This window comes from Bradyrhizobium sp. sBnM-33 (assembly GCF_032917945.1).
GTDB lineage: Bacteria > Pseudomonadota > Alphaproteobacteria > Rhizobiales > Xanthobacteraceae > Bradyrhizobium.
In genome coordinates this window covers 3,173,287-3,194,110 of record NZ_CP136624.1, presented here as the reverse complement: position 1 = coordinate 3,194,110, position 20,824 = coordinate 3,173,287, and the positions used below count along the sequence as shown (strand labels likewise).

General features: G+C 61.0%; 15 protein-coding genes and 2 pseudogenes. 9 read left to right on the top strand and 8 right to left on the bottom strand.

The annotated features are described in order from the left end of the window. Nucleotides 1-543 precede the first annotated feature (543 nt). Nucleotides 544-1,257, bottom strand: a pseudogene (locus RX328_RS14755) (chromosome partitioning protein ParB); the annotation flags it as partial. 492 nt (nt 1,258-1,749) lie between these two features. Here RX328_RS14755 and RX328_RS14750 point away from each other — a divergent pair. Next, the gene (locus tag RX328_RS14750) at nt 1,750-1,917 is read left to right on the top strand and encodes a hypothetical protein (protein ID WP_249726532.1); all 168 of its coding nucleotides are present in this window, start codon (nt 1,750-1,752) and stop codon (nt 1,915-1,917) included. 398 nt (nt 1,918-2,315) lie between these two features. On the opposite strand, the gene RX328_RS14745 is transcribed toward RX328_RS14750, so the two are convergent. The 4 genes from RX328_RS14745 to RX328_RS14730 form a co-directional block, all read right to left on the bottom strand. Further along, on the bottom strand, nt 2,316-3,980 hold the full coding sequence (locus RX328_RS14745) for a recombinase family protein (RefSeq protein WP_213252417.1): 1,665 nt from the start codon (nt 3,978-3,980) through the stop codon (nt 2,316-2,318). A 226-nt stretch (nt 3,981-4,206) separates the two neighbouring features. Continuing rightward, nucleotides 4,207-4,818 (bottom strand): cell envelope biogenesis protein TolA, encoded by a 612-nt coding sequence (locus RX328_RS14740; protein ID WP_213252416.1) that lies wholly within the window; start codon nt 4,816-4,818, stop codon nt 4,207-4,209. Nucleotides 4,819-4,840: 22 nt separating this feature from the next. Next, the gene (locus RX328_RS14735; protein WP_213252415.1) at nt 4,841-5,746 is read right to left on the bottom strand and encodes a ribonuclease Z; all 906 of its coding nucleotides are present in this window, start codon (nt 5,744-5,746) and stop codon (nt 4,841-4,843) included. A gap of 83 nt (nt 5,747-5,829) precedes the next feature. After that, nucleotides 5,830-6,756 carry a Ku protein gene (locus RX328_RS14730; RefSeq protein WP_213252414.1) on the bottom strand — a complete coding sequence of 309 codons (927 nt, stop codon included), beginning with the start codon at nt 6,754-6,756 and terminating at the stop codon, nt 5,830-5,832. Between the two features lie 179 nt (nt 6,757-6,935). Between RX328_RS14730 and RX328_RS14725 the strand changes: the two genes are divergently transcribed. Together RX328_RS14725 and RX328_RS14720 are read left to right on the top strand one after the other, a co-directional pair. After that, nucleotides 6,936-7,340 (top strand): hypothetical protein, encoded by a 405-nt coding sequence (locus RX328_RS14725; protein ID WP_213252413.1) that lies wholly within the window; start codon nt 6,936-6,938, stop codon nt 7,338-7,340. Between the two features lie 22 nt (nt 7,341-7,362). Further along, nucleotides 7,363-7,812, top strand: coding sequence for a hypothetical protein (locus tag RX328_RS14720; protein ID WP_213252412.1), 450 nt, complete (start codon nt 7,363-7,365; stop codon nt 7,810-7,812). A gap of 250 nt (nt 7,813-8,062) precedes the next feature. Here the strand turns inward: RX328_RS14720 and RX328_RS14715 are convergent. Further along, a pseudogene (locus RX328_RS14715) lies at nt 8,063-9,098 on the bottom strand (IS110 family transposase). Between the two features lie 86 nt (nt 9,099-9,184). Between RX328_RS14715 and RX328_RS14710 the strand changes: the two are divergent. From RX328_RS14710 to RX328_RS14685, 6 genes are all read left to right on the top strand, one after another. Then, complete coding sequence (locus RX328_RS14710; protein WP_213252291.1) at nt 9,185-9,895, top strand: SOS response-associated peptidase; 711 nt, start codon at nt 9,185-9,187, stop codon at nt 9,893-9,895. A 127-nt stretch (nt 9,896-10,022) separates the two neighbouring features. Continuing rightward, entirely contained in the window at nt 10,023-10,289 is a 267-nt protein-coding gene (locus tag RX328_RS14705) for a hypothetical protein (protein ID WP_213252284.1), read from the top strand. 48 nt (nt 10,290-10,337) lie between these two features. Next, nucleotides 10,338-11,441 (top strand): DNA polymerase IV, encoded by a 1,104-nt coding sequence (gene dinB, locus RX328_RS14700; RefSeq protein WP_213252283.1) that lies wholly within the window; start codon nt 10,338-10,340, stop codon nt 11,439-11,441. Between the two features lie 303 nt (nt 11,442-11,744). Next, the gene (locus RX328_RS14695) at nt 11,745-12,851 is read left to right on the top strand and encodes an NAD(P)/FAD-dependent oxidoreductase (protein WP_213252282.1); all 1,107 of its coding nucleotides are present in this window, start codon (nt 11,745-11,747) and stop codon (nt 12,849-12,851) included. Between the two features lie 134 nt (nt 12,852-12,985). Further along, complete coding sequence (locus tag RX328_RS14690) at nt 12,986-15,646, top strand: PD-(D/E)XK nuclease family protein (protein ID WP_312018027.1); 2,661 nt, start codon at nt 12,986-12,988, stop codon at nt 15,644-15,646. Further along, a complete protein-coding gene (locus RX328_RS14685) occupies nt 15,643-18,954 on the top strand; it encodes a UvrD-helicase domain-containing protein (RefSeq protein WP_213252281.1) in 3,312 nt (1,103 codons plus the stop codon). Before RX328_RS14690 ends, RX328_RS14685 begins: the two co-directional genes overlap by 4 nt. Before the next feature lie 347 nt (nt 18,955-19,301). Here RX328_RS14685 and RX328_RS14680 read toward each other — a convergent pair whose 3' ends face one another. Continuing rightward, entirely contained in the window at nt 19,302-20,012 is a 711-nt protein-coding gene (locus tag RX328_RS14680) for a restriction endonuclease (RefSeq protein ID WP_213252280.1), read from the bottom strand. 107 nt (nt 20,013-20,119) lie between these two features. Further along, nucleotides 20,120-20,791, bottom strand: a complete 672-nt coding sequence (locus tag RX328_RS14675; protein WP_213252279.1) for an ATP-dependent nuclease — start codon at nt 20,789-20,791, stop codon at nt 20,120-20,122. Nucleotides 20,792-20,824 lie beyond the last annotated feature (33 nt).

Sequence of the window (20,824 nt, the reverse complement as noted above, 5' to 3'; positions counted from 1 at the left end):
CGCGGCAGGGGAAAAAAGCAGGCGGAGCCGTTGCGGGAAGGCGATCGAGGCCTTTTGGCCGCCCCTCGGGCCTGATCAGCCATTCGAGGTTGCGGTGGACGCGAACCATGAACGAACTGACGGAGACAACCATGGCTGCCGGTATCGCCACAGCACAAGGTCACGGCCTGATCGGTCGAGCACATGCTGACAGACGCGCATTAACGGCCACGACGACGCGCTGGGGCAAACGCAAGCAAACACCTTCGCATTCTATCGCACGGCGCCGACGACGCTGCCCCCGGGGGAGGTTCCGTCGAAAGACAATCGAATCTTGCGACAACGGAACGCCTGGCAAAACCTCGCCTCGCGGATGAGAGGCCTGCGACAGGGCCATCCCCACTTCCGCGGCAAACGGCGTCGAAGAGGAATCGCGCACACTTGCTCGGATGGTCCTAGCCGGTGATAGCTTTGCAATCAGTTGTTTCGGCCGCGCGCCGACAAGGCGCGCGGCCGAATCTTCTGGCAATCAGCCGGGGCCGCTAATGCGGCCCCGGCCGGAATTCACTCGGCGGCCTCCGAGTAGGCTTCGCCGCTTCCAATATCGGTCCGCGTTTCGACCTGCTCTGCGGCGGGTTTGGCCGTCCTCAGCAACGCAGGCAGCCAATCCGTTGGGACCAGCAATTGCTCGGCCGCTTCCGCCATGTCGAACTTCTTCATGTCGGCCATCCGCTCGGCCGCCTCTTCACTCACGCCTTCCCGCACGGCTTCCAGAATGCGTGCCTTGGTGACGCGTCCGAGATAGCTCCGCACGGTCGGCCGCCAATAGCCAGTCATGTCGAGCGATACGGCTTCCGCCAGAAGGTCCGCGGGCGCAATCGCCCGGGGCCTGCGGTCCCACGGCAATCTGACGGCATTGACGGTCAGCGCGACGCAATGCGCGAACAGTGCCATTCGGCTGTCGTGATCAAGTTCGGCCACAAACGTCCAGAGGCCGGTCACATCGCGCGGCATCTGCCTGGCCCAATTGGCGTGACGATCTGCCCATGCCTTGCCGGTGAGGGTATCCTCGATGCCGTCGGCATGCGCCGCCAAATCCGACTTGACCGGCTGGATACCGACGACATGCGCGTCCGCGCCGAGATAGAAGATTTGAGCGGACAACGCATGGGTCGCCGCGACAATGGCGACTTCCGGCTGCTTACTCAGATTGAGCCGAAGCCCTAAGGTGCGATGTGCGGTGAGATCGCGGACCAGCGTGTCCGACAAGGGACGGTCTGCGCCCCTTAGACTCTAAGTGAAGGACTCGCACGCACAGTGCGAGCGAATTCGCCTGAGGGCGAAAAAACTAAAAGAGGCAGCCGCAGGAGCGTCAGCATAGCGCCGACGCGGGAACCGCGGCGGGACGCGGGACCGACTGCAGTCGCGAGACCGGTTAAGAAGGCACCCGCAGAGGGGCAGTGATAGCGACGCCGGAATGAAATGACGGCGGGACCCGAAGGCGAGTGCCTCCGGCGAGCGACTCATGATCGCGCGAGGGATCGAAGCCGGATGGCCGAGACGCTGCGCGGCTCGGTTCACGAGAGCCCGGTGCGGCACTTGCCGCGCGCGCTAAGGCACGTGCCCCGTTGCCAATATCGTAATTGTGGAACGCTGTTCGTGTGTGAGGACTGGCTGGAGTCGCCCGTAGGCAAGTGAATGCTTTCTGAACGGACCATCGGGGGAACTGGTTTGCCGATCCGTGCTTTAGCTCCCTACAAGGAGGATCAAATGGCACAACCAGCATGGAAGCGGCCCGGCTCGCCAATGGGCAAGAAGGGTCCGCGAAAGACAAATCCGAAGTACAAGCGCCGCTCGCGCCAGCCGTGGAGTGACAAGGAAGTCAAGCAGCTTCGCTCGCTTGAAGGCGAACACGCCGACCGGCGTCATCAGCCTTAAGATGGAACGGCCGCCAGCGTCGATTGTCAGCAAGGCACAACGTGAGGGCATCTCGCTAAGGCCAACCAATCGCTCACCCTACAATCGTCGCAAGTCAGCAAAGAAGGCACGGCGCTAAATTCCGGGCTGGCGGCCTCTCTTCAAGGACTCGACTTGCGTCGGATTCTTCTAGGCTGTCAGCAGCTAATTGATCGGCAGCTGGCATACTCGCAATTTCGGAAAATCAGAAATTCACTTGACTGATCGGGCAAATCAGTGCTCTATGGGGCACCTGGGGTGTTTCCAGGAGAATGTAATGTCCGACCAGGGTTCCGAGCTCATCGAGATTTCGAAGCTCAATGTCGATTTCAGGAGAAACTACGGCAAGGTTTTGGGCGCAATTCTCTATCTGCGCTCCGTCAGTGCCGCGCGCGGACGTTCTTGGTTTTGGGCCGGCTTGGTTTCCTTCGCTTGTTCTTTCGTCCTGGCCTGGTTAGCGCGGCACGGCTGGCCGATATAAATCTCATTTTGATGTCCCGAATAAGTTCGCTGACCGTGTCCACGCGAACGGCCTTGTGGCGGGCCAAAGCGCCATCTGAAAGCGTTAGATAAGGCTTCGCAGTGTCTGCTGCGGGCAATAGCACATAGTCTTGAACCACCTTGTTGCAATCCTTCAGCCGCAAGAAAACACACAGTTCGGTTCGTTCCTTCCTCAGGTGGGCTCTCCACAGAGCAACATGGTTTGGGGTCCTCTGCGCCATTCGCCGGACCACCTGAAACGAGATGATCTTGCTGCTTCCGTGCCGTGCCAGCCCTGCACCATCGTCGGTAAGATTCAAAGGAATCCCGAGATCGGTCCTCAGCGGCTCCGCAACCTGCGCTGCCAGCTTTGACAAAACCTCGGACCAATGATCTCGCTCATCAAACCAGTTGCAGTCACGGGATCCTTGATAGCCGATGAGCGCGTAGGCTTGTCGGAGCGAGCCAAAATGCTTGATGTAGCATGCGACAGAAGGGAGTCCGGGCGCGTTTTTGATGATGCGGGTCGTGAGTTTTCCTTTGCGACCGAGCGTCAGGCGGAGTCTGCGCAACATCTGGTCTTCCGGAATCGAGATGTACCGCTCGGCCATGATCTTCTGAGCGCGTGCAAAGAGGTCCTGGTCGATCGCCGGCGGAACCACTCCTGGGCTCCGAATCCACAGATGATCAGGATTGTTTACTTGCGTCTGTCCAAGACGGCGGGACGTTCGGTTGTAGACAAGATTGCCGATATAGTTCTCATTTCTGAGAACAGAGTGGATCATGATGTAGGTCCAAGGACGCCCATGGTGATTGGCTATGTTTGCGCGATTGAGCTGCCGTGCGATTTCAACGTCGGTCTTTCGCTCCACAACGAACTGCTGGAATATCCATTTGACGACCGCTATCTCTTCGTCAGACCCGAGCCGAAGCCGTACTCGGTCCGTTTTCAGGGCCTTGCATTCACCCTTCGCCAAGTGGCCTTTCGACCGTTGCTTCTCATCGATCATCTCCCTGCCGAGCCCAAACGTCAGCGATCCACCAACGCGATAGCCAAGGCTCGCTATTCGGCAGTGGCCGGCGTGCACCTTGACGCCAAGCTCCCGGCTGAACTCAGCCGCCATTACACGCTTGATGTTCTTTAAAATGCTCGACAGAAGGCTTCCGTCGTTTTCGAATTGTTCAGCGCAATAGGCGACCTTGACGCCGCTTCGTTTGCAGACAAACTCATAATGCGCGCTTTCATCGACATCCTGGAAGCGTCCCCATCGGCTGACGTCGTAAACCAGAACGTGCTCAAAGTCCGTGTTTCCTGATTGAACATCCTTGATGAGTTCGGCGAGGGCCGGCCGCCGGTTGATCCTCACTCCGCTGCGCCCTTCGTCGACATAAGTCCGAACGATAGTAAGGTTTCGTTGCTGCGCGTATGCCGCGATGGCGGCCGCCTGGTTCTGGGTTGAATAGCGCTGAAGGTCGGTGGACATTCGAACATATTGCGCCGCGCGAAGCGCCTTCTGGGCTTTTGCCAGTTGGGTATTGCGGCGAATGACGAGCGCATTGACCATGGATCAACGCTCCGGGAGGAAAACGCAATGAGGAACGACCGGTTCCTCTAGGGGCCAGGGACAGCATTGCTCCGCCCGAAAGCGCTGGATGCGCTAATAGCTCCGTTGGAGAGAAAATAGGCTGCGGCGCTCACCCTGCTTCACCAGAGTATCAATCGTATCGAGCAAGTGACGGGCCGCGGTGTCATGGTTATCCACTCACCGGTCGCTTCCAGGTAGTGGCTGCTTACCCTCGCGCCCGTCGCAACGCAGCTTCCAGTCGCGTCCTCTCTTTCTCCCAACGCGCCTCTTCGGCCCGCGACTCGTCCTCGAGAGCCTCTAGCTCGGCTCGAATGCCTGCTGTTTTCTCTTCGTGCTTCCGACGGGCTGCATCCAAGGTGCCTTGTGCCTTGTCGATGGCATGCTGCCGTCGCTCGCGCTCCTTCTCCCGGGCAGCTTCTTCCTTCGCGCGTTCTCGCTCGCGACGATTGTGCTCCTTCTCGAAAGCGAGTGCGGCCTTCCGATCGGCCGCCTGGTCGTTGCCTCGCTTCGGGGGCTTCTGTGCGCTGCGGCCCTGCGACTTGCGAATCTTCGAGCCGCGGTCGCCGGCGAGATCGGTAGGCAGTTCGGCGTGCTCCTTGAAGGGCCCGCCGGACCCGACAGCGCGTTTCAGAACGACGCCCGGCGCCGCCATGGTCGCTGCGATAACGTCAGGATCCTCACTTTGCTTCGCCACACCCTGATGAAAAAGATTGCTGTCCGCGCCCCAGGCTTCCAAAGCCGCCTTCATCGAAGGCGCCGCTATTGCCAGGTCGAAAAAGCCCAATGATGTCTCGTAGGTCTTCAGCTTCTTCGCCATGCCTGTACTCCGCAGCGGCCGGCTAGATCACAATATGATCGAAATCGATGGCAATCCGGCTGTTTGGAAACGTCTTCTTCGCCTCCGCCAGTAGATCCTCATCGGTATAGCGGCCGGAAATGTGAGTCAGGACGAGCTGCTTCACGTCGCACATAGCCGCAAGCGCCGCCGCCTCACGGGCGGTGAGATGTCCGTAGTCGCGCGCAATCGCTGCGTCGCGATCCAGAAACGTGGCCTCGATCACGAGCACGTCCGCGCCGCGAACCGGTTCGGCCAATCCATCGGTGGTTTCGGTATCGCCGACGATGACGAGCTTCCTGCGCCGCTCTGGCGGACCGAGGACGCCTTCGGGATCAATTGTCCTACCGTCCGCAAGTGTCGCCGGTCGTCCTTCCGCCAGCTCCTTGCGCACCGGACCGTCGGGCACACCGAGGGCGGCGAGGCGGTCCGGCCGAAGGTGACGGCGAGCCCGACTTTCAAAGGAGAAGCCGAAGCTGTCGGTATCGCGGTGACGGACCGGGAAGCAGGCAATTGTGAACTCGCCTCGGTCGATGACCTGACCTGCCGTCAGCGGAACAAGCTCGAGTGGAATGGGTGCTGTTCCCTCGCCCCAGAGGCCGGCGAGCATCCCGACGACGACTTCAAGCGTGGCCGGGCTTGCGTGAATCGTCATGACGTCAGCGCTCTGTCGCAGCCGCAGGCTCGAAAAGAGACCGGGAATCCCGAGTACGTGGTCGAGATGGCCGTGGGTCAACAAGAGCCGATCGAGCCTTCGAAAGCCCGCGCCGCTGCGTAGCAGCTGGCGCTGCGTCCCCTCTCCGCAATCCACCAGAATGCGGTAACTTTCGGCCTCGACGAGGAGACCGGGATGATTCCGTTCGGCCGACGGAACGCTTGCCGAGGTCCCTAGGAATGTGAGCGCGAACATCGTAGGCCGGCTTTCCCCTCTTTCCGGATTTGACAGCCGAGAACGCTCACGCACTGATTTTCGCCGATCACACGGTCTCCCAATCAGGCAGACTTGCGCTGCGGCCTGGCTGCCGGCTTCTTCGCCGCCGTCTCCTTCGGCTTTTTGCCGGCGATCGGCATTAACATTTCTTTCTGCCCAACTGCCGCCTTGCGCGGCTTTTTCACCGGCTTCTTCGTGGCCTTCGCTTCGCCCGCAGCCCCGCCTACGCTTCGTCGCAATGCCTCCATCAGATCGACCACGTTCTCGCCGCGCGGCCGCTCCTTTGGCGTGATCGGCTTACCGGCACGCTTCTGGTTGATGAGGTCGATCAGAGCCGTTTCGTACTGATCCTCGAACTTGTCAGGTTCGAACCGACCTGATTTCTGGTCCACAATATGCCTGGCCAGGTCCAGCATGTCCTTCGTGACTTTGACGTCCTGGATCTCGTCGAAATACTCCTGTTCGGAGCGCACTTCGTAGGGATACCGCAGGAGCGTCCCGACCAACCCTTTTTCCAGCGGCTCAAGTGCGATGATGTGCTCGCGATTGGTGAGCACGACCCGGCCGATCGCGACCTTGTTCATCTCGCGGATGGTCTCGCGGATGACCGCGAAGGCGTCGTGGCCGACCTTCCCATCCGGACGCAGATAGTAGGGACGGATCAGGTAACGTGGATCGATCTCGGACTTCTCGACGAACTCGTCAATCTCGATGGTACGTGTGGACTCCAGCGCGATCTCTTCGAGCTCTTCCTTCGTCACCTCGATGAACTGGTCTTTCTCGAGTTGGTAACCCTTGACGATGTCCTCGTTCGGCACCTCGTCACCAGTATCCGCGTCGACCTTGAGGTATTTGATGCGGTGACCGGTCTGCCGATTGAGTTGGTTGAACGAGATTTTCTCGGACTCGGAGGTGGCTGGATACAGCGCGACCGGGCAAGTGACGAGGGACAGACGCAGAAAGCCTTTCCAATTGGCGCGGGGGGCCATGTACGCAGAACTCCGTTTTCGGGGCAGCTCGGATTCAAGACGATCGAAAGGGGCTGGTTCCGACACGCCGTCCTGTTTTGAGGTCAATTTGGACGTGGCCAATCGCGACTAGAAAAAATCCGTCCCTGCACTCCGTTCGTCGGACTCGACATTTGTTCTTGATATGTTCTAATTATGCCATGAGCGATCGACCCGCGAGTTGGCGGATGCCTACACCGAAACAAATGGAAAAGCTGGCCGCTTCGATCGGCAGAAAGACGGCGGTGACACCGCCTCTCGGTCCGCAGGACGAGATGCCGGACGAGTATTGGCATGCCGTCCTGAACGATGCCAAAGTCGAAACCAGATCTTCGGAACGATCGAGCGCAGGGCAGCGCCTCTCCGAAATCCCGCAGCATGTCCTGCGGGTATCCTGTCGCAGGTGCGAGCGCATTGTCGAGATCCAGAAGGCCGACGCCATCCGCCTGTACGGGCAGCAAGCCAGCTGGAGCGAGGTCGGGCAGCGGTTGCTAGACAACACCTGCCAGAACCGGACTGGCCGCCACGAGGAAGACGGCTGCTGGCCGGCCTTCGAGTCCCGTTGATCACAGCCCGGCGTCGTTCCGGATGGCCCCCAAACATCACCCGACGCCTCTGTCTGGCGGAGACCGTAAGGCCTTGAAGAGGGAGCTCGGCGAGGCGCGGGCGATGACAGGCATTTTGGCCGCGCAGTCGGACGAGCTGCGCGCCAAGGGGGACGTCCTGATACGCCAAGCCGATCAGCTCCTGGCTGAAAGCTGGAACGAGCGGATGTGGGCGGACGGAGAACCGATCGATCCGTCTCCGACCGTCGACCAGGCGATAAACGGCGGCTATCCTTGGCTTCTGATCGAGTGCTCGCGCTGCAAAGCACCGAGCCAGGTCGATCTCGCTGCCCTGCCCCATCCACCGACAACTTTCGTTCATGATCTCGCCGGCAGGCTGCGCTGTCGGAAATGCGCCAAGGCAGGCCGGCGCCCCTCGGCGACGCTGCTGCAACTAACTCAGCGGCCGCGCAACGTGCCTCTGGAGGACTGAACGTGTGCAATCTCTTGTCTGATTGCGGTTGCTGGCACAAGGGTTCAGCTCGTTACCGACAGCCTGCGAGGCTCGCTCTTGTCTACGAGGTCGACGTTCATAGCCGCCTCACGATGGTAGTCCGAAGATCGGGAGCTGCTATCTATTAGGCGCGTGCTGCAGGCACAGAGGTTGCAGCGCAGTCACCCCGACCTCGTCCTCGCAGGACGTCGTTCCGCCTTTTCGGCGGATCCGCTGAATTGCTAATCGATCATGCGGTCGCCTCCTCGCGGGTCCATCGGAACTCGCTTCCATCTGCCCAGATCCGATGCAATCACGATCGCTAATTTTCGCGCGACCGCCACGACTGCTCGGCGAAGACCGCGTCGCTTGGCCACCCTTACACCCCAGGCTTTCAATGCAGACCAACGCTGGGTGCGGGTTAGAAGTGCAAGCGCTGCCTGATAAAGTATGGTCCTGAGCATCACATCGCCGCACCTCGAAATAGCGCCATTCCGATCGGTTTCGCCAGATGCGTATTTGCGTGGCGTAAGGCCAAGATGCGCGCCAACATCGCGGGAGCGTTGAAAGCGATCCGGGTCATCAATAGTTGTTAGAAAAGTGATTGCCGTCAGTGCGCCTACGCCTGGTATCGTCATGAGCCGCTGGCATGTCGGTTCGCGGCGTACTATTTCAAGTACCATCTTGTGTAGGACGCCGTACTGTTCACGCAGCGCGGCTCGAGCCACAAGCATTGGGCGCAGCATCGCCGCGAGTCGTGGATGGCCATCTGTGAGTTCATTCGTTTGCTGCTCAAACGTTACTTGAGATATACGACCAGACAGCTTTAAGCCGAAGACGCGTAAGACGCCCCGAATTTCATTCTCGATATCGATCTGCTTAATCAAAAGCGTCTTGCGATTATTGAGAAGCATTCGTAGCTCCTGGCTCACGTCACCCTTGATATGAACAACGGTGTACCAGCCGACCCGCATTACCTGCGCAATAGCGCGAGCGTCGTTTCGATCGGTCTTAATCGGCATTGTCCTAGTCACGCCGCGCAGTCTTCGGGGATCGATGCAGACTGCGTGTAAGCCGGCAGCACGCAGTTCGCCGTACAGCCAACGAGCGAGACCACCAATCTCAATCCCGACCTTGGCAAGGGGCAATCCGCTTTCGTTGAGCCAGGCAACAATAGCCTCCGGTTCCGAAAATGTTTTGCCCTCGCGAATGACGACGCCATTCTCGTCCACAACACAGATAGCCGTCTCCTTTAGCGAAACATCCAGACCGACATAGTGCTTCATGTTCCCGCTCCTGCTGCCGCCGGCTCGCCGGCTTCCCTTCCAGGCTGAGCCTTTCGAGCAGCAACTGCAATCACCCCATCTATTCGATGACCAAGAACGTTGACGCGATCCGTCGCCTGTTCAGCGCACTCAACAGTCGCGTTGGCAACCTGCCTTCAATGCCCGGCATCTTTCCGGACTACCCAGCGCCGATAGTTCGCAACGCGCCCGACGGTCGCGAGATCGCCATGGCTCGGTGGGGCATGCCGTCCTCGCAGCAGGCGCTCCTGGACGCCACCAAGAAGCGAGCCCAGAAGCTCGAGGCTAAGGGAAAGCCGGTCGATTTCAAGGAATTGCTTCGGATGGAGCCGGACAGTGGCACCACCAACATCCGAAACGTGGGCAGCGCGCATTGGAAGCGGTGGCTCGGGACCGAGCACCGTTGCCTGGTCCCCTTCACGTCGTTCAGCGAGTACGACACGATCGATGGCAACAAGGTGCCGGTATGGTTCGCGCCGGACGAAAGCCGCCCGCTGCTGTCGTTCGCCGGCCTCTGGACGAACTGGACCAGCGTCCGGAAGGCCAAGGAAGGAGAAGTCACGATCGATGTGTACGCCTTCCTGACCTGCAAGCCGAACGTCGAGGTGGAACGTGTCCATCCGAAGGCGATGCCGGTGATCCTGACGACAACCGAAGAGTACGATGTCTGGCTGCGCGCCCCCTGGGACGAGGCCAAGGCGCTCCAACGGCCGTTGCCGGACGGGGCGCTGAAGATCGTCGCGACCGGCGAAAAGGAAGATCCCGCGCTGGCCGCCTGACCTTTTGCACAGGCGGACGGAACACGTGGAAAAGCAATAGGCCATGCAATTCGGAATCCCTGACCTGTGTTAGCAGCCCGGAACGGACGGCGAGGCGTGAGGATTCGCCCGGTAGGAGCGATTTCGAATGCTGATGACGAAGGAGAGGCAACCAGCGATCCGGACGCTTCGCGGCTGGGCGATTTCGGTGCTCAGCGAGGCCGGCGCCATTCGCGAATGCGAGGAGCACGGGTGGATGCAGGACCGCGCCGATCCGCATGCCCGCGACCGCGCATTCCAGATCGCTCGGACGGATCCGCCGGCCGGCGTTTCATCCCAAGTAACTGCCGTCGCGATCGCCGAGGTACTGGACTCGATCGGCGACACCTGCCCTGAATGCCCCTCTGCGGATTGACGCTGACTCGGCCGCGACTTGGCCTACGGTGCCCTGTACAATCCGCCTATGGTCCCTCCCGATCCGGAACATAGCGCTTCGACAGCGCCTCACCGCAAGATCATCCATATCGACATGGATGCCTTCTACGCATCGGTGGAGCAGCGCGATAATCCGGACTTGCGTGGCAAGCCGGTGGCTGTGGGCGGTTCGGCCGAGCGCGGCGTCGTCGCCGCCGCGAGCTACGAAGCCCGCCAGTACGGCGTTCGCTCGGCCATGCCGTCGGTCACCGCGAAGCGGCAGTGTCCGGACCTGATCTTCGTCAAGCCACGGTTCGAAGTTTACAAGGCGATCAGCCGACAGATTCGCGAGATCTTCGCCGAGCACACGCCGATTATCGAGCCACTTTCGCTCGACGAGGCCTATCTCGATGTCACTGAAAACCTGCAAGGTATCCTGCTGGCCAGAGACATCGCGATGAGGATCCGCGAGAAGATCAAAGCCGAGATCGGCTTAAACGCGTCGGCGGGCATCTCTTACAACAAATTCCTGGCGAAGCTCGCCTCCGATCATCGCAAACCCAATGGGCAGTATGTCATCTCGCCGGAGATGGGACCGGCCTTCGTCGAGACGCTGCCGGTCGGGAAGTTTCACGGCATCGGGCCGGCAACCGCCACGAAATTCAACGCGTTCGGGATTTGGACCGGCCTCGACATCCGCAACCAGTCCCTCGCGTTCCTGCAGGAGAACTTTGGCAAGTCCGGCACCTACTACTACTGGATTTCGCGCGGCATCGACGAGAGGCCTGTACGGGCCAATCGTATCCGCAAATCGGTCGGCGCCGAGAACACGTTCTTCACCGATTTCACGGAATTCGACGCGATGCTCGCGGAGCTCCGGCCGTTGATCGACAAGGTCTGGCGGCACTGCGAGTCGACGGGCACCCGGGGGCGAACGGTGACACTTAAAGTGAAGCTCGCCGACTTCGAAATCATCACGCGCAGCCGATCCGTGTCTGCGGCTGTCGCGAACCGCGACGATCTCGCGCGTCTGGCGATCGGCCTGCTGGAGGACGCCATGCCCCTTCCAAAGGCGGTGCGCCTCCTGGGAGTGTCGCTGTCTTCTCTGCAAGGTGAGAACGACACGGAGCCGCAACTGGATTTCGGGATTTGAACTGGAATAGGGCAACGCGGTAAGCATCCAGCCAGTCTACGCGATGGGCATCGGTCAAACGGTGTGATCAGTCTCAGGGTACAGGCCACTCCTTTCGTTGAATCTTGGTTCCAAACTATTGGAACTGCACGCCAGAGGCGCGGGTTGTGTCGGAAGCGCCTACGTGCGCAAGCATGGTCGTTCCGACGGCGGACACGTCTGTCTCAAAAGTTGCGTCGATAAGCTCAAGGAGACAAAGGGACAGCCGACGCGTTAGCATCGCTGGACCTTCTCGGCGTTTGAGAGCTGGCAAGCGGAGAGACCATGCGGGTTGTGATTTGCGGCGGCGGCGTCGTGGGCGCCTGCACAGCCTACTTCCTCAGCCGACGCGGCGCCCAAGTGATCGTGGTTGAGAGCACCGAGGTTGCCGCCGCAGCATCTGGAAAGGCCGGCGGATTTCTGGCACTCGACTGGTGTGCCGGCACGCCGGTAGACGCGCTGGCCCGACGCAGTTTCCAGCTGCACGCGGCTTTGCCGCAGGAGCTCGCCGACGATTGGGGCTATCGTCCCATGACCGCTTACAGCGGCTTCGTCGCTTCCGAGCGCGATCCGCGCCGCCAGAAACCTTCGGAGCTCGATTGGCTCTCCAACGGCGTTGTTATTGCGTCGCGGTTGAGCACCACTGAGACGACGGCAATTGTTCATCCCCGCATGTTCACCTCCGCTATGATGCGCGCCGCCCAAGCGCGAGGCGCCGAACTGCGCCGCGGGCGCGCGACCGGCGTGGTGAGGCATACCCACGCCACGACTGTGCGGGGCGTCAAAGTTGACGGCGACATCATTGAGGCAGACGCCGTCGTTGTCGCCATGGGACCGTGGTCATTGCTGGCGGCGGAATGGATGAGCTTGCCGGCCGTTTTCGGGCAGCGTAGTCCGAGTCTTGTCTACGACACCGGCGCAGACGTTCCCCCACACGCACTATTTCTAGACTATCACGATGAGACCGACGAGATGGTAAGCGTCGAGGTGTTTCCGCGCGCAGATGGCAGCACCCATATTGCGGCTCTATCCGACGTGGTCCCGCTGCCGATCGACCCCGCCGCGGTAAAGCCGGATTCAGAGGCCATCGGTCGCCTGCACGCCATCGCCGAACGATTGTCGCCGATCTTCCGCCAAGAAAGGATCCTTGCGCGGCAAGCCTGTTTCCGACCGGTCACACATGACGGCTTGCCGCTGATAGGCAAAGTCCCACGCAGCGAGGGGCTCTATGTTGCTACCGGGCACAATGTCTGGGGTATCCTCAACTCACCAGCGACAGGCGAAGCCATTGCCGAATTGATCGTTGACGGCGCAGCACAAAGCGTCGACCTGGCGCCGTTCGACCCGATAAGGCTGCCTGCGCTCGACCCGTCGCTCCTGCGTACGAGATGAATGTCGGCCGGCATGATGATCCGAATCCGGCGTCATGGTACATGTAGTGGACTGGATCGAGATTGGCATCGCGAGTAGCAGGACAGTTGCAAACTCGGCGGCATTTGGTGAAAGTCACAGGGCTAGGAGATGCCGTGGAGGGCGTCACGTTTCGTACGCGAACTGCCGTCGTTGGGGGAGCTCTCGGCTACCAGATGCGTCGCGCGGCGGCAGCCCGGGCTAACGAGTGCGGCCTTCAGATCCTAAACCTACCGCAGCTTGCGGCGAGACTCGCGGGTGGCTTCGTTACGCCGGTTACCGTCGAGCAGCTCGATCTCGCCGTCCAACGCGCCCTCGATGAAGGAGGATTCGTCGAACTGGAGGGCGTACGACACCTTCCGGGCATGACCCGGGCAGTCTCACGAACCTTGCGCAAGCTCTGGGACGCGGATTTTCGTATCGAGACGGGTGCAGCCGGAGGCGTCCGCATCCGCGAGTTAGCACTTATCGAAGAGCGAGTGCGGCGTCATCTGCCCACCAGCATGATGCCGCCGCGTGATTTACGGGATGCGGCCTTGGCGAGAACTCGCCACGCAGCACGGCTCGTCGGCCGTGTCACTATCGAGCGTCTCTCGTTCATCGCTCCCAATTGGCGCCCCCTGATCGAAGGTCTCGTCGAAAGAGTGCCGGTAGAGTGGCACGCTCCGATCCAAGCCGAGACCGATTGGTTTTCGGGTTCGGTTGTCCGGCTCGAGGCATCGGGTCATGAACCAGTCACCACCGCGGTCTCTTGCGCTGATCCGCGGCACGAGGTGGTCGAGAGCCTTCGTTGGGCTCGCCAACTGATCGCATCGGGCAAGGCACACCCTCAGGAGATCGCCATCGCATCCGCCGGTACCACGGCTTGGGACGATCATTTCTATGCATCGACGGCGGATGCCGGATTGCGATTGCATTTCGTGCATGGCATTCCCGCCCTCGCTACCCGAGACGGTCAACGAGCGGCGGCGCTGGCGGATGTCCTTCTGCACGGCCTAAGCCAGTTGCGTGTGCGACGCCTCGTCTCCTTGTGCCGGGGCGAGGGCGGCGCCCTTGACGAACTTCCTCAGGGATGGCTGTCGTCGATCCCGCGCGGAGCAGGGTTGGCCCAGCTCGAGGACTGGCGCCGCGCGATCTCGAACACCATTCTAGGCAATGCGTCCTTGGCAGCGCTGCAAGGCGCCATCCCCATATTGGAAACGTTGGCAAGAGGGATTGCGGCCGCCCAAGAGGCATCCGACCTCCTTCTGCGTGGCCGTTCGGCCCAGCTTTGGCAAGCTGCCCTGCGTGCGGGGCCGCCCGACGCTGTCGAATTCGCCCTGCAAAACGCGCGTTTCCCGTCGGAGAACGACGCGGCTGATTCGATCGCTTGGTGCGCTGCGCGGGATCTCGCAAGCGCGCCCCGCCCTTACACGCGGCTGCTTGGGCTCACGAACCGGGGCTGGCCGCGGCGCTCAGCGGAAGATTCCATCTTTCCCAACCATGTGCTGTCCGCGAGTGAATTTGACGTCGATCCGACGGCCAAGGCGGACCGGCGGCATTTCGAAGCCATCATCGCTGGTGCTACCTGCGAGGTGGTGTTGTCGCGTAGCCGTCGGAGCGCGCAAGGTAGCCGTGTCGGACGAAGCCCGTTGCTGCAGGACCGGCCGGAGGTTCCGCTGTCGCGAGCGCGCGTCCCCGAGCACGCCTGGAACGAAGCCGACCGCTTGATGGCTCGCCCGGCGGACGCAGCGACGGTTGGTCGGATCAGATCGGCGAACACATGCTGGACGAGCTGGCACGAAGAAGGCCTTACGACGTACGACGCGCAGTTTTCCGCAGACCATCCCGCGATACGACGAGCGATCGACCGCGTGCAGTCGGCTACTTCGCTTCGGCGCATGCTGCAGGATCCCATGGGGTTCGTTTGGCGTTATGCGCTTGGTTGGCGAACCCCGCAGGAACGCGAACAGCCCCTCTCGATTGCGCCCGACGCCTTTGGCAAGTTGGTCCACGAGTTGCTGCGGCGTGCGGTCGACTCGCTCGAACCTCGGCCTGGTTATGCGCGAGCATCGGATCATGAGATCGAAGACGCGCTCAAGGACGCTGCTCGAGTGGTGCGAGAAGCATGGCCACTCGAAGGTCCGGTGCCACCAAGTTTGCTTTGGAAGAATACGGTTGACTATGCCGCGTCCTTGGCGCTCGTCGGATTGCTGCGCAAGGAGATCACGGAAACTACCACGCGAAGCTGGACCGAAGTTCCGTTCGGTCAGCCCGAAAGCTTCGTCGCCGAACGGGAGCTCCCTTGGGACGCCACCGTGCCAGTTTCAGTGCCGAACACGCCCATTCGTCTCCGAGGCACCATCGACCGCCTGGACTTGCGGACCGCACCCGCCGCCGTCCGCGTGACGGACTACAAGACGAGCGAGCCCCCGAGGAACGCCGCGCGCATCACCATCGGTAGAGGCTCCGAGCTGCAGCGTGCGCTCTATGGTCTGGCGTGCCGTCAGCTCCTGCCGGGAGACCCGCAGATCGTCGCCAGACTCCTCTACCTGCGGGGGGAGCAATCGGCGCACAGCCTCCAAGATCTCGACGGCGCCATCGAACAGATTGGAGCCTTCGTCAACGTTGTGGTTGCCATGCTGATGCGGGGCACCGCCGTACCTGGCCCGAACTCCTTCGAACGGACCAACGATCTGCGATTGGCGCTGCCCGCTTCTCCCGGCTATCAGCGGCGCAAGCGACTGGCATTCGGCAAGGCGAGCGAAAGCATTGCACGACTCTGGAGTTCGGAATGACGTCTGTGGTCGATGATGCCGAGCGCAGGCGGGCTCTGACGGATCTGGATTCCACGCTGCTGGTGGAAGCCGGCGCCGGAACGGGGAAGACTTCTCTTCTCGCCGGCCGCGTCGTGATGCTGCTGGCGTCCGCCATATCCCCGGGCTCGATCGTCGCCATCACGTTCACCGAGCTTGCGGCCGGCGAACTGCGCCATCGGATTTCGGCCTATCTGGACGCCCTACTCGGCGGCAGCGTTCCGCGCGAACTTCGGCTTTGCCTGCCCAACGGCCCGACGCCTGAGCAAAGACGATCGTTGATGGCAGCGTCCGAGCGGCTCGACGAGCTGACTTGCGGAACGATCCATTCCTTTTGTCACGACCTCCTACTTTCCTATTCGGTGGAAGCTGGAATCGATCCGGGCGCGGAGGTGCTAGACGCGGACCAGGCCGATTTCGCGTTCGATTCGAATTTCGACCGATGGTGGCGAGACCGGCTCGATCGACCTCTTCCGGCGACGGACGACCCGATCGCATCGGTGGCCCGCAGAAATCCTACGGGCGCCGAAGAGCTCTTGCGGGGCTTTGCGAAGTTTCGTCGGCGCTATCGTTCGGCCAGGCCCCTGCCCTCGGACCTGGACGCCGCGGCGGATCTGGAATTCGTGGAGAGCGTTCGTGAATTCCGTCGCTGGTGCGATCACGTCGACGTTCCGCCCGAAGCCGATCCGGATATCGTCGCTCTCGAAACGCTGGCTTCTCACTTCGAGGGAGCTTTCGATCCCTTTCCCGGCTTCGAGCGGCTCTGGGAATTGGCCCATCCACCGAGCTTGGCCATTATGCGCAAAGACGCGTTCGCCTTGCGCGATTACAGGCGTCGCTCCTTGTGGCGGAGGGCGGCCGGGAGAGAAGACGGCGATCGCCTGGCCGATCGGGCGGAGGAATACTACGCCCGATGTCGGACGGCATACGGGACGCTGATGGGTCGGATCGCCACCGCGGTTATCGGCAACTTATCGATCGAGCTCGACGGTGTGCTGCAAGACTACGAGGCCTTCAAACGACGTGCCGCCGTTTTGGACTTCGATGATCTTCTGTACACCTGCCGCCAGGTGCTGCGCGACTTTCCGGTCGTGCGGAATACGGCGGGCGAACGGTTCTCGCGAGTTCTCGTCGACGAATTTCAGGATACCGACCCCGTCCAGGCGGAGATTATCTTTCTGCTGTGCTCCGGCGCCGAGGATGGGACGGCGTGGCACAGGAGACCTCTAAGACCGGGACAGCTTTTCGTTGTCGGCGATCCCAAGCAGGCGATCTACCGATTCCGGGGCGCCGATCTCGCAACCTATCTGACGGTGCGGCAGGCCATCGAGGATCAATTTCCAGGCAACGTAATCAGGGTATCGGCGAACTTCCGCTCGCGCGATCCGATCCTTCATCACATCAACGACTGTTTCTCGCTGCATCTGTCGCGGCAGGAAGCCGGTTACGTCGCGTTGCAAGGCACTCGCAGCGTGTCCGACCAAGTTTTGCCTGGCGTCGCGAAGGTATCCGTCAAGCTCCCTCCCGAAACGCGGGTCGCCAGCGCGCGCGATGAAGAAGCGCGCGTCGTCGCCGAACTCTGCGCTCGGCTGATCGGGAACGTCGAATTGAGGCTCAACGACGGCAAGGTCCGAAGACTGACCGCCGGCGACATAGCGCTATTGGCTCCTGTCTCGACGGATCTGTGGCGATACGAACGCGCCCTGGAGGAGGCTGGCCTGCCCTTCGCCTCGCAGGCCGGCAAAAACCTTTTCAAGAGACAGGAAGCCCAGGACTTGGTGGCGCTGGTCAGGGCCCTGGCCGACGCCCGAGATACCCTCGCCCTCGGGGCCCTGTTGCGCGGACCATTGGTTGGCCTGACCGAGCGCGAACTTCTGGACATCACGGCCGGCCTGCCGCCGTCGGAGGACACTGATCAAATCACAGGACTGACGCTCCTGACCGAACCGGCGACTGTTCAACATGACACCGCACGCGAAGTCCTTGGCGTTCTCCGCGATCTTCGCAGACGCGTGAACGGCACTAGTCCGGCGCTGATCCTCGCGGAAGCGATCGAGCGACTGCACGTCCGCACGATCGTCGCGGCACGGAGCGCGGACCAGGCCGTCAGATCCCTTGCAAACATCGACGGACTGCTCGAGCGCGCCCGTAGCTACAGCGTACGCGGATTCGCGCAGTTCGCAAGGGACATCGACGAAGAGTGGTCCGGCGGATCGAGCTCCGCTGAGGGCATGGTCGAGGCCGACGGACAATCGATCGAGATCGTCACAGTTCATTCTTCGAAGGGCCTCGAGTGGCCGGTGGTCATTCCGATCAACCGCGCATCCATGCCGCGGCGCGCCGAAACCTTCGTGTATCGACGAAGCGACGAGAGTCTTCATTGGGCGCTCGGTCAAATAATCCCACCAAGCTTGGGTGACGCTCTTCTGACGGAGGAGGCCGAAAAGCGGGCCGAAAACTTACGGCTTCTCTATGTCGCGTGCACTCGGGCGATGGAGTCCTTGATCATACCGGACTTCACCTGGAGCAACGACGAGTCGTGGGCAAAGCTGTTGAGCTTCCGACTGGACACAATACCGGAGCTGGATGTCTCGCGCTTTCCCCGAGCCAGCATTTCTCCGCCGAGCGCGGCCGAAAACCTGCAGAGCGCGGAAGTATTCGCTGAGGAGCGGTCGCGGCTCGAGGCTTCGCCAAAGGTTCGATGGATCACACCGAGCGACGGCGATCCGGACGTGATCACGGAACAGCTCGCATCGGAAGCGAGCGACGAAGAACCGCTCCGTCCCCTGTCGGCTCTGGAGGGCGGGCGCATCCGCGGCATCCTTCTGCACAAACTGATGGAAGAGCTGGTGACCGGCGAACTGGAGGAGCGCCTGGAGACGGCGACTTCGAGAGCCGAGCAGCTGCGCGATCAACTGTTTTCCGTGTCGTCGGCCACCGCGCCCGTGGACGCGGCCGAGCTTGCGAGTACGGCCCTCGACACCTTTCGGCTACCCGACATTAAGCCCTTTCGCAATCGACTCAAGGCGGAGGTGCCGATCTACGCGATCGCCCCCGCGGGCCCCGATCATTTGATCGCCGGCCGGGCGGACGCGATCGCAGAAGCCGCCGACGGCAGTACGGTCGTGTTCGACTGGAAGAGCGACATCGCTCCCAAGGAAGCCGACCGTGCGGCTTACAGGCAGCAGCTTGCCCAGTATCTCCATGCAACCGGGGCACAACGCGGAGCGATTGTCTACATGACGTCCGGTCGCGTCGATTGGGTAGTCAATTCCCGATCACAAGTGTAGGCGAAAGTCGGCAAGGCCACCGGCGCGCGCGCCGGCAAGCGCGAGGTACCGGTACTCGCCAAGGATGGCGCTGTTTCCGCGCTTCAAGGTGCCCCCGCGCTCTCCAGACGTTGATTAAAGAATGATCGACACGCAGTAGCGGTTCATAGCGCCTCAGAGCCGAATGGAATGGCAAGTGCCCAGTAGGACACCTGGGCGCGGAGAGGTCGCATCGAATGACTCGCTTCCATGGCGAGGTTATGGACGCTGCAGGACGAGAGGGATTGTTACCCGAAAGGCCGAGACCCAAGGCTTGGTGACAGCTGCGACAGCGGATGGAATAAAGCTCGGTCCGCATGGCAGATGCGCTATTTTGATGAAACTATCGGATTGCTTAGTTCCGCAATCTGAACATCGAGACAGTCAAGAACCTTAGATGCTGCCGTAACAAATTCGTCGAGGTCGTTCGCACGGACTATCCTGTCCCCATCGTTCAACACAGGCAGCGGCGCCGGGAATCTCCCGAGCATGGCCTCTTCAAGACCCATACCAATGATCGACACCGCGCCACCAAGCCTCAGAGCAAGGTTGCCGTTAACACCAGCCCTCAACTTGCTTTCAGAATAATTTGCCGAATGCCGCGTAGTCTCCCAAAGAGAGAAAACATAGGCCTTCATCTGGGCGGCACGCCTATGGACCTCCGCCAGGCCGAGAGAAAGCAGATCAGCACGAGCGGCGGACCTCAAACCCTCCAAAGAAGTGAGCGTGATATTGGTCATTCGCCCAGCATCAATGGCGCCGGACTGATGCCCGGATTCTGACACCAGAATGCCGCGATCCGCGCCGGTATCCTCAACGATGGATTTGAGCGCGAGAATCTTCTCCTTGGGCACCGCGCTCTTCCAGAACTTGCACTCGACGATCCAGTGCAGGTGAAGCCCAAATCGAGAAAACCGGACAGAGACGTCCACAAGATGCTTCCCGCGCACCCCCTGAACTTCCAGATCGGTCGCGGCTTGGCACCCCAGTTCCCGAAAGAGTGCTGCGGTGTCTTCCTGGTACTGCTTCCATGCGGTCATTGACCCCTCCCAAGAAGTGTTGAAGGCCTCCGAGCTTCACATGAGCGCTCGATGACCGAGCGACCCGACGAACGGCAGCGTTACCGCGCAAGCGGTTCACTCACCCCCTAAAGCGCGACAGAAAACCGTCGACGGAGTACCCCGCGCGCGAAGAGCAGCTCAGCTCGCGTCACGTCGAGATAACGAGCGAGATCATCTTCTTCCTCTTTCGAAAGGCCGATGGGAGCTGTTGACCGTCCAACTGTGCCCTCCAATTCCGCCTCTTTGAGCAAAAGTATAGATCGCAGTGGGGCGACACTTACGATGTGAGGAGAATGAGTGGTGAGTTCAGTCTCGTTGGCGTCGCCCGCTTTCTCAAAAAGGTGGCGGTAGACCGATCGTTGAAGGTGTGGATGGAGATGGGCTTCCGGTTCTTCGATGGCCAAGAAGCTGTGATCGCGTTTATTCGCTTCTATGAGGGCCCTCAATTCGAGGGTCTTTAGCGTAAGGAAAATGAGATTAGCCGAACCAAGGCTAGCCTCGGATATCCCGCGGCGGCCATCGTCGGTTAGCAGCCGGATGCTCCGATAAAGTCGGGCGGGTTCTGTGGGCGTGAACCCCAATTTTGGTTGAATATCGTGTTTGGGGCCGCTCATAGCCTTGAAAAGCTCGGCGATCTCCGTCTCTAAGTCTTCGACTTTCGTCGAAATCAGCAATTTTTTCCGTTGCAGCAGAGACCGCCTCGCCAACCCTTGTTCGCTGATCGACGTGTGGGAGCGGTGCTTCAGCGGCAGGAACATTGGGACAGTATCGTTGGCTTAGCTGCACCCTCA

What these genes read in the sequence shown, in the direction of transcription:
- dinB (WP_213252283.1), top strand. Translation starts at nt 10,338, where the DNA reads ATGGTCCCTCCCGATCCGGAACATAGCGCTTCGACAGCGCCTCACCGC.
- RX328_RS14740 (WP_213252416.1), bottom strand. Translation starts at nt 4,818, where the DNA reads ATGGCGAAGAAGCTGAAGACCTACGAGACATCATTGGGCTTTTTCGAC.
- RX328_RS14675 (WP_213252279.1), bottom strand. Translation starts at nt 20,791, where the DNA reads ATGTTCCTGCCGCTGAAGCACCGCTCCCACACGTCGATCAGCGAACAA.
- RX328_RS14695 (WP_213252282.1), top strand. Translation starts at nt 11,745, where the DNA reads ATGCGGGTTGTGATTTGCGGCGGCGGCGTCGTGGGCGCCTGCACAGCC.
- RX328_RS14705 (WP_213252284.1), top strand. Translation starts at nt 10,023, where the DNA reads ATGCTGATGACGAAGGAGAGGCAACCAGCGATCCGGACGCTTCGCGGC.
- RX328_RS14685 (WP_213252281.1), top strand. Translation starts at nt 15,643, where the DNA reads ATGACGTCTGTGGTCGATGATGCCGAGCGCAGGCGGGCTCTGACGGAT.
- RX328_RS14725 (WP_213252413.1), top strand. Translation starts at nt 6,936, where the DNA reads ATGAGCGATCGACCCGCGAGTTGGCGGATGCCTACACCGAAACAAATG.
- RX328_RS14735 (WP_213252415.1), bottom strand. Translation starts at nt 5,746, where the DNA reads ATGTTCGCGCTCACATTCCTAGGGACCTCGGCAAGCGTTCCGTCGGCC.
- RX328_RS14710 (WP_213252291.1), top strand. Translation starts at nt 9,185, where the DNA reads ATGACCAAGAACGTTGACGCGATCCGTCGCCTGTTCAGCGCACTCAAC.
- RX328_RS14750 (WP_249726532.1), top strand. Translation starts at nt 1,750, where the DNA reads ATGGCACAACCAGCATGGAAGCGGCCCGGCTCGCCAATGGGCAAGAAG.
- RX328_RS14720 (WP_213252412.1), top strand. Translation starts at nt 7,363, where the DNA reads ATGGCCCCCAAACATCACCCGACGCCTCTGTCTGGCGGAGACCGTAAG.
- RX328_RS14745 (WP_213252417.1), bottom strand. Translation starts at nt 3,980, where the DNA reads ATGGTCAATGCGCTCGTCATTCGCCGCAATACCCAACTGGCAAAAGCC.
- RX328_RS14730 (WP_213252414.1), bottom strand. Translation starts at nt 6,756, where the DNA reads ATGGCCCCCCGCGCCAATTGGAAAGGCTTTCTGCGTCTGTCCCTCGTC.
- RX328_RS14680 (WP_213252280.1), bottom strand. Translation starts at nt 20,012, where the DNA reads ATGACCGCATGGAAGCAGTACCAGGAAGACACCGCAGCACTCTTTCGG.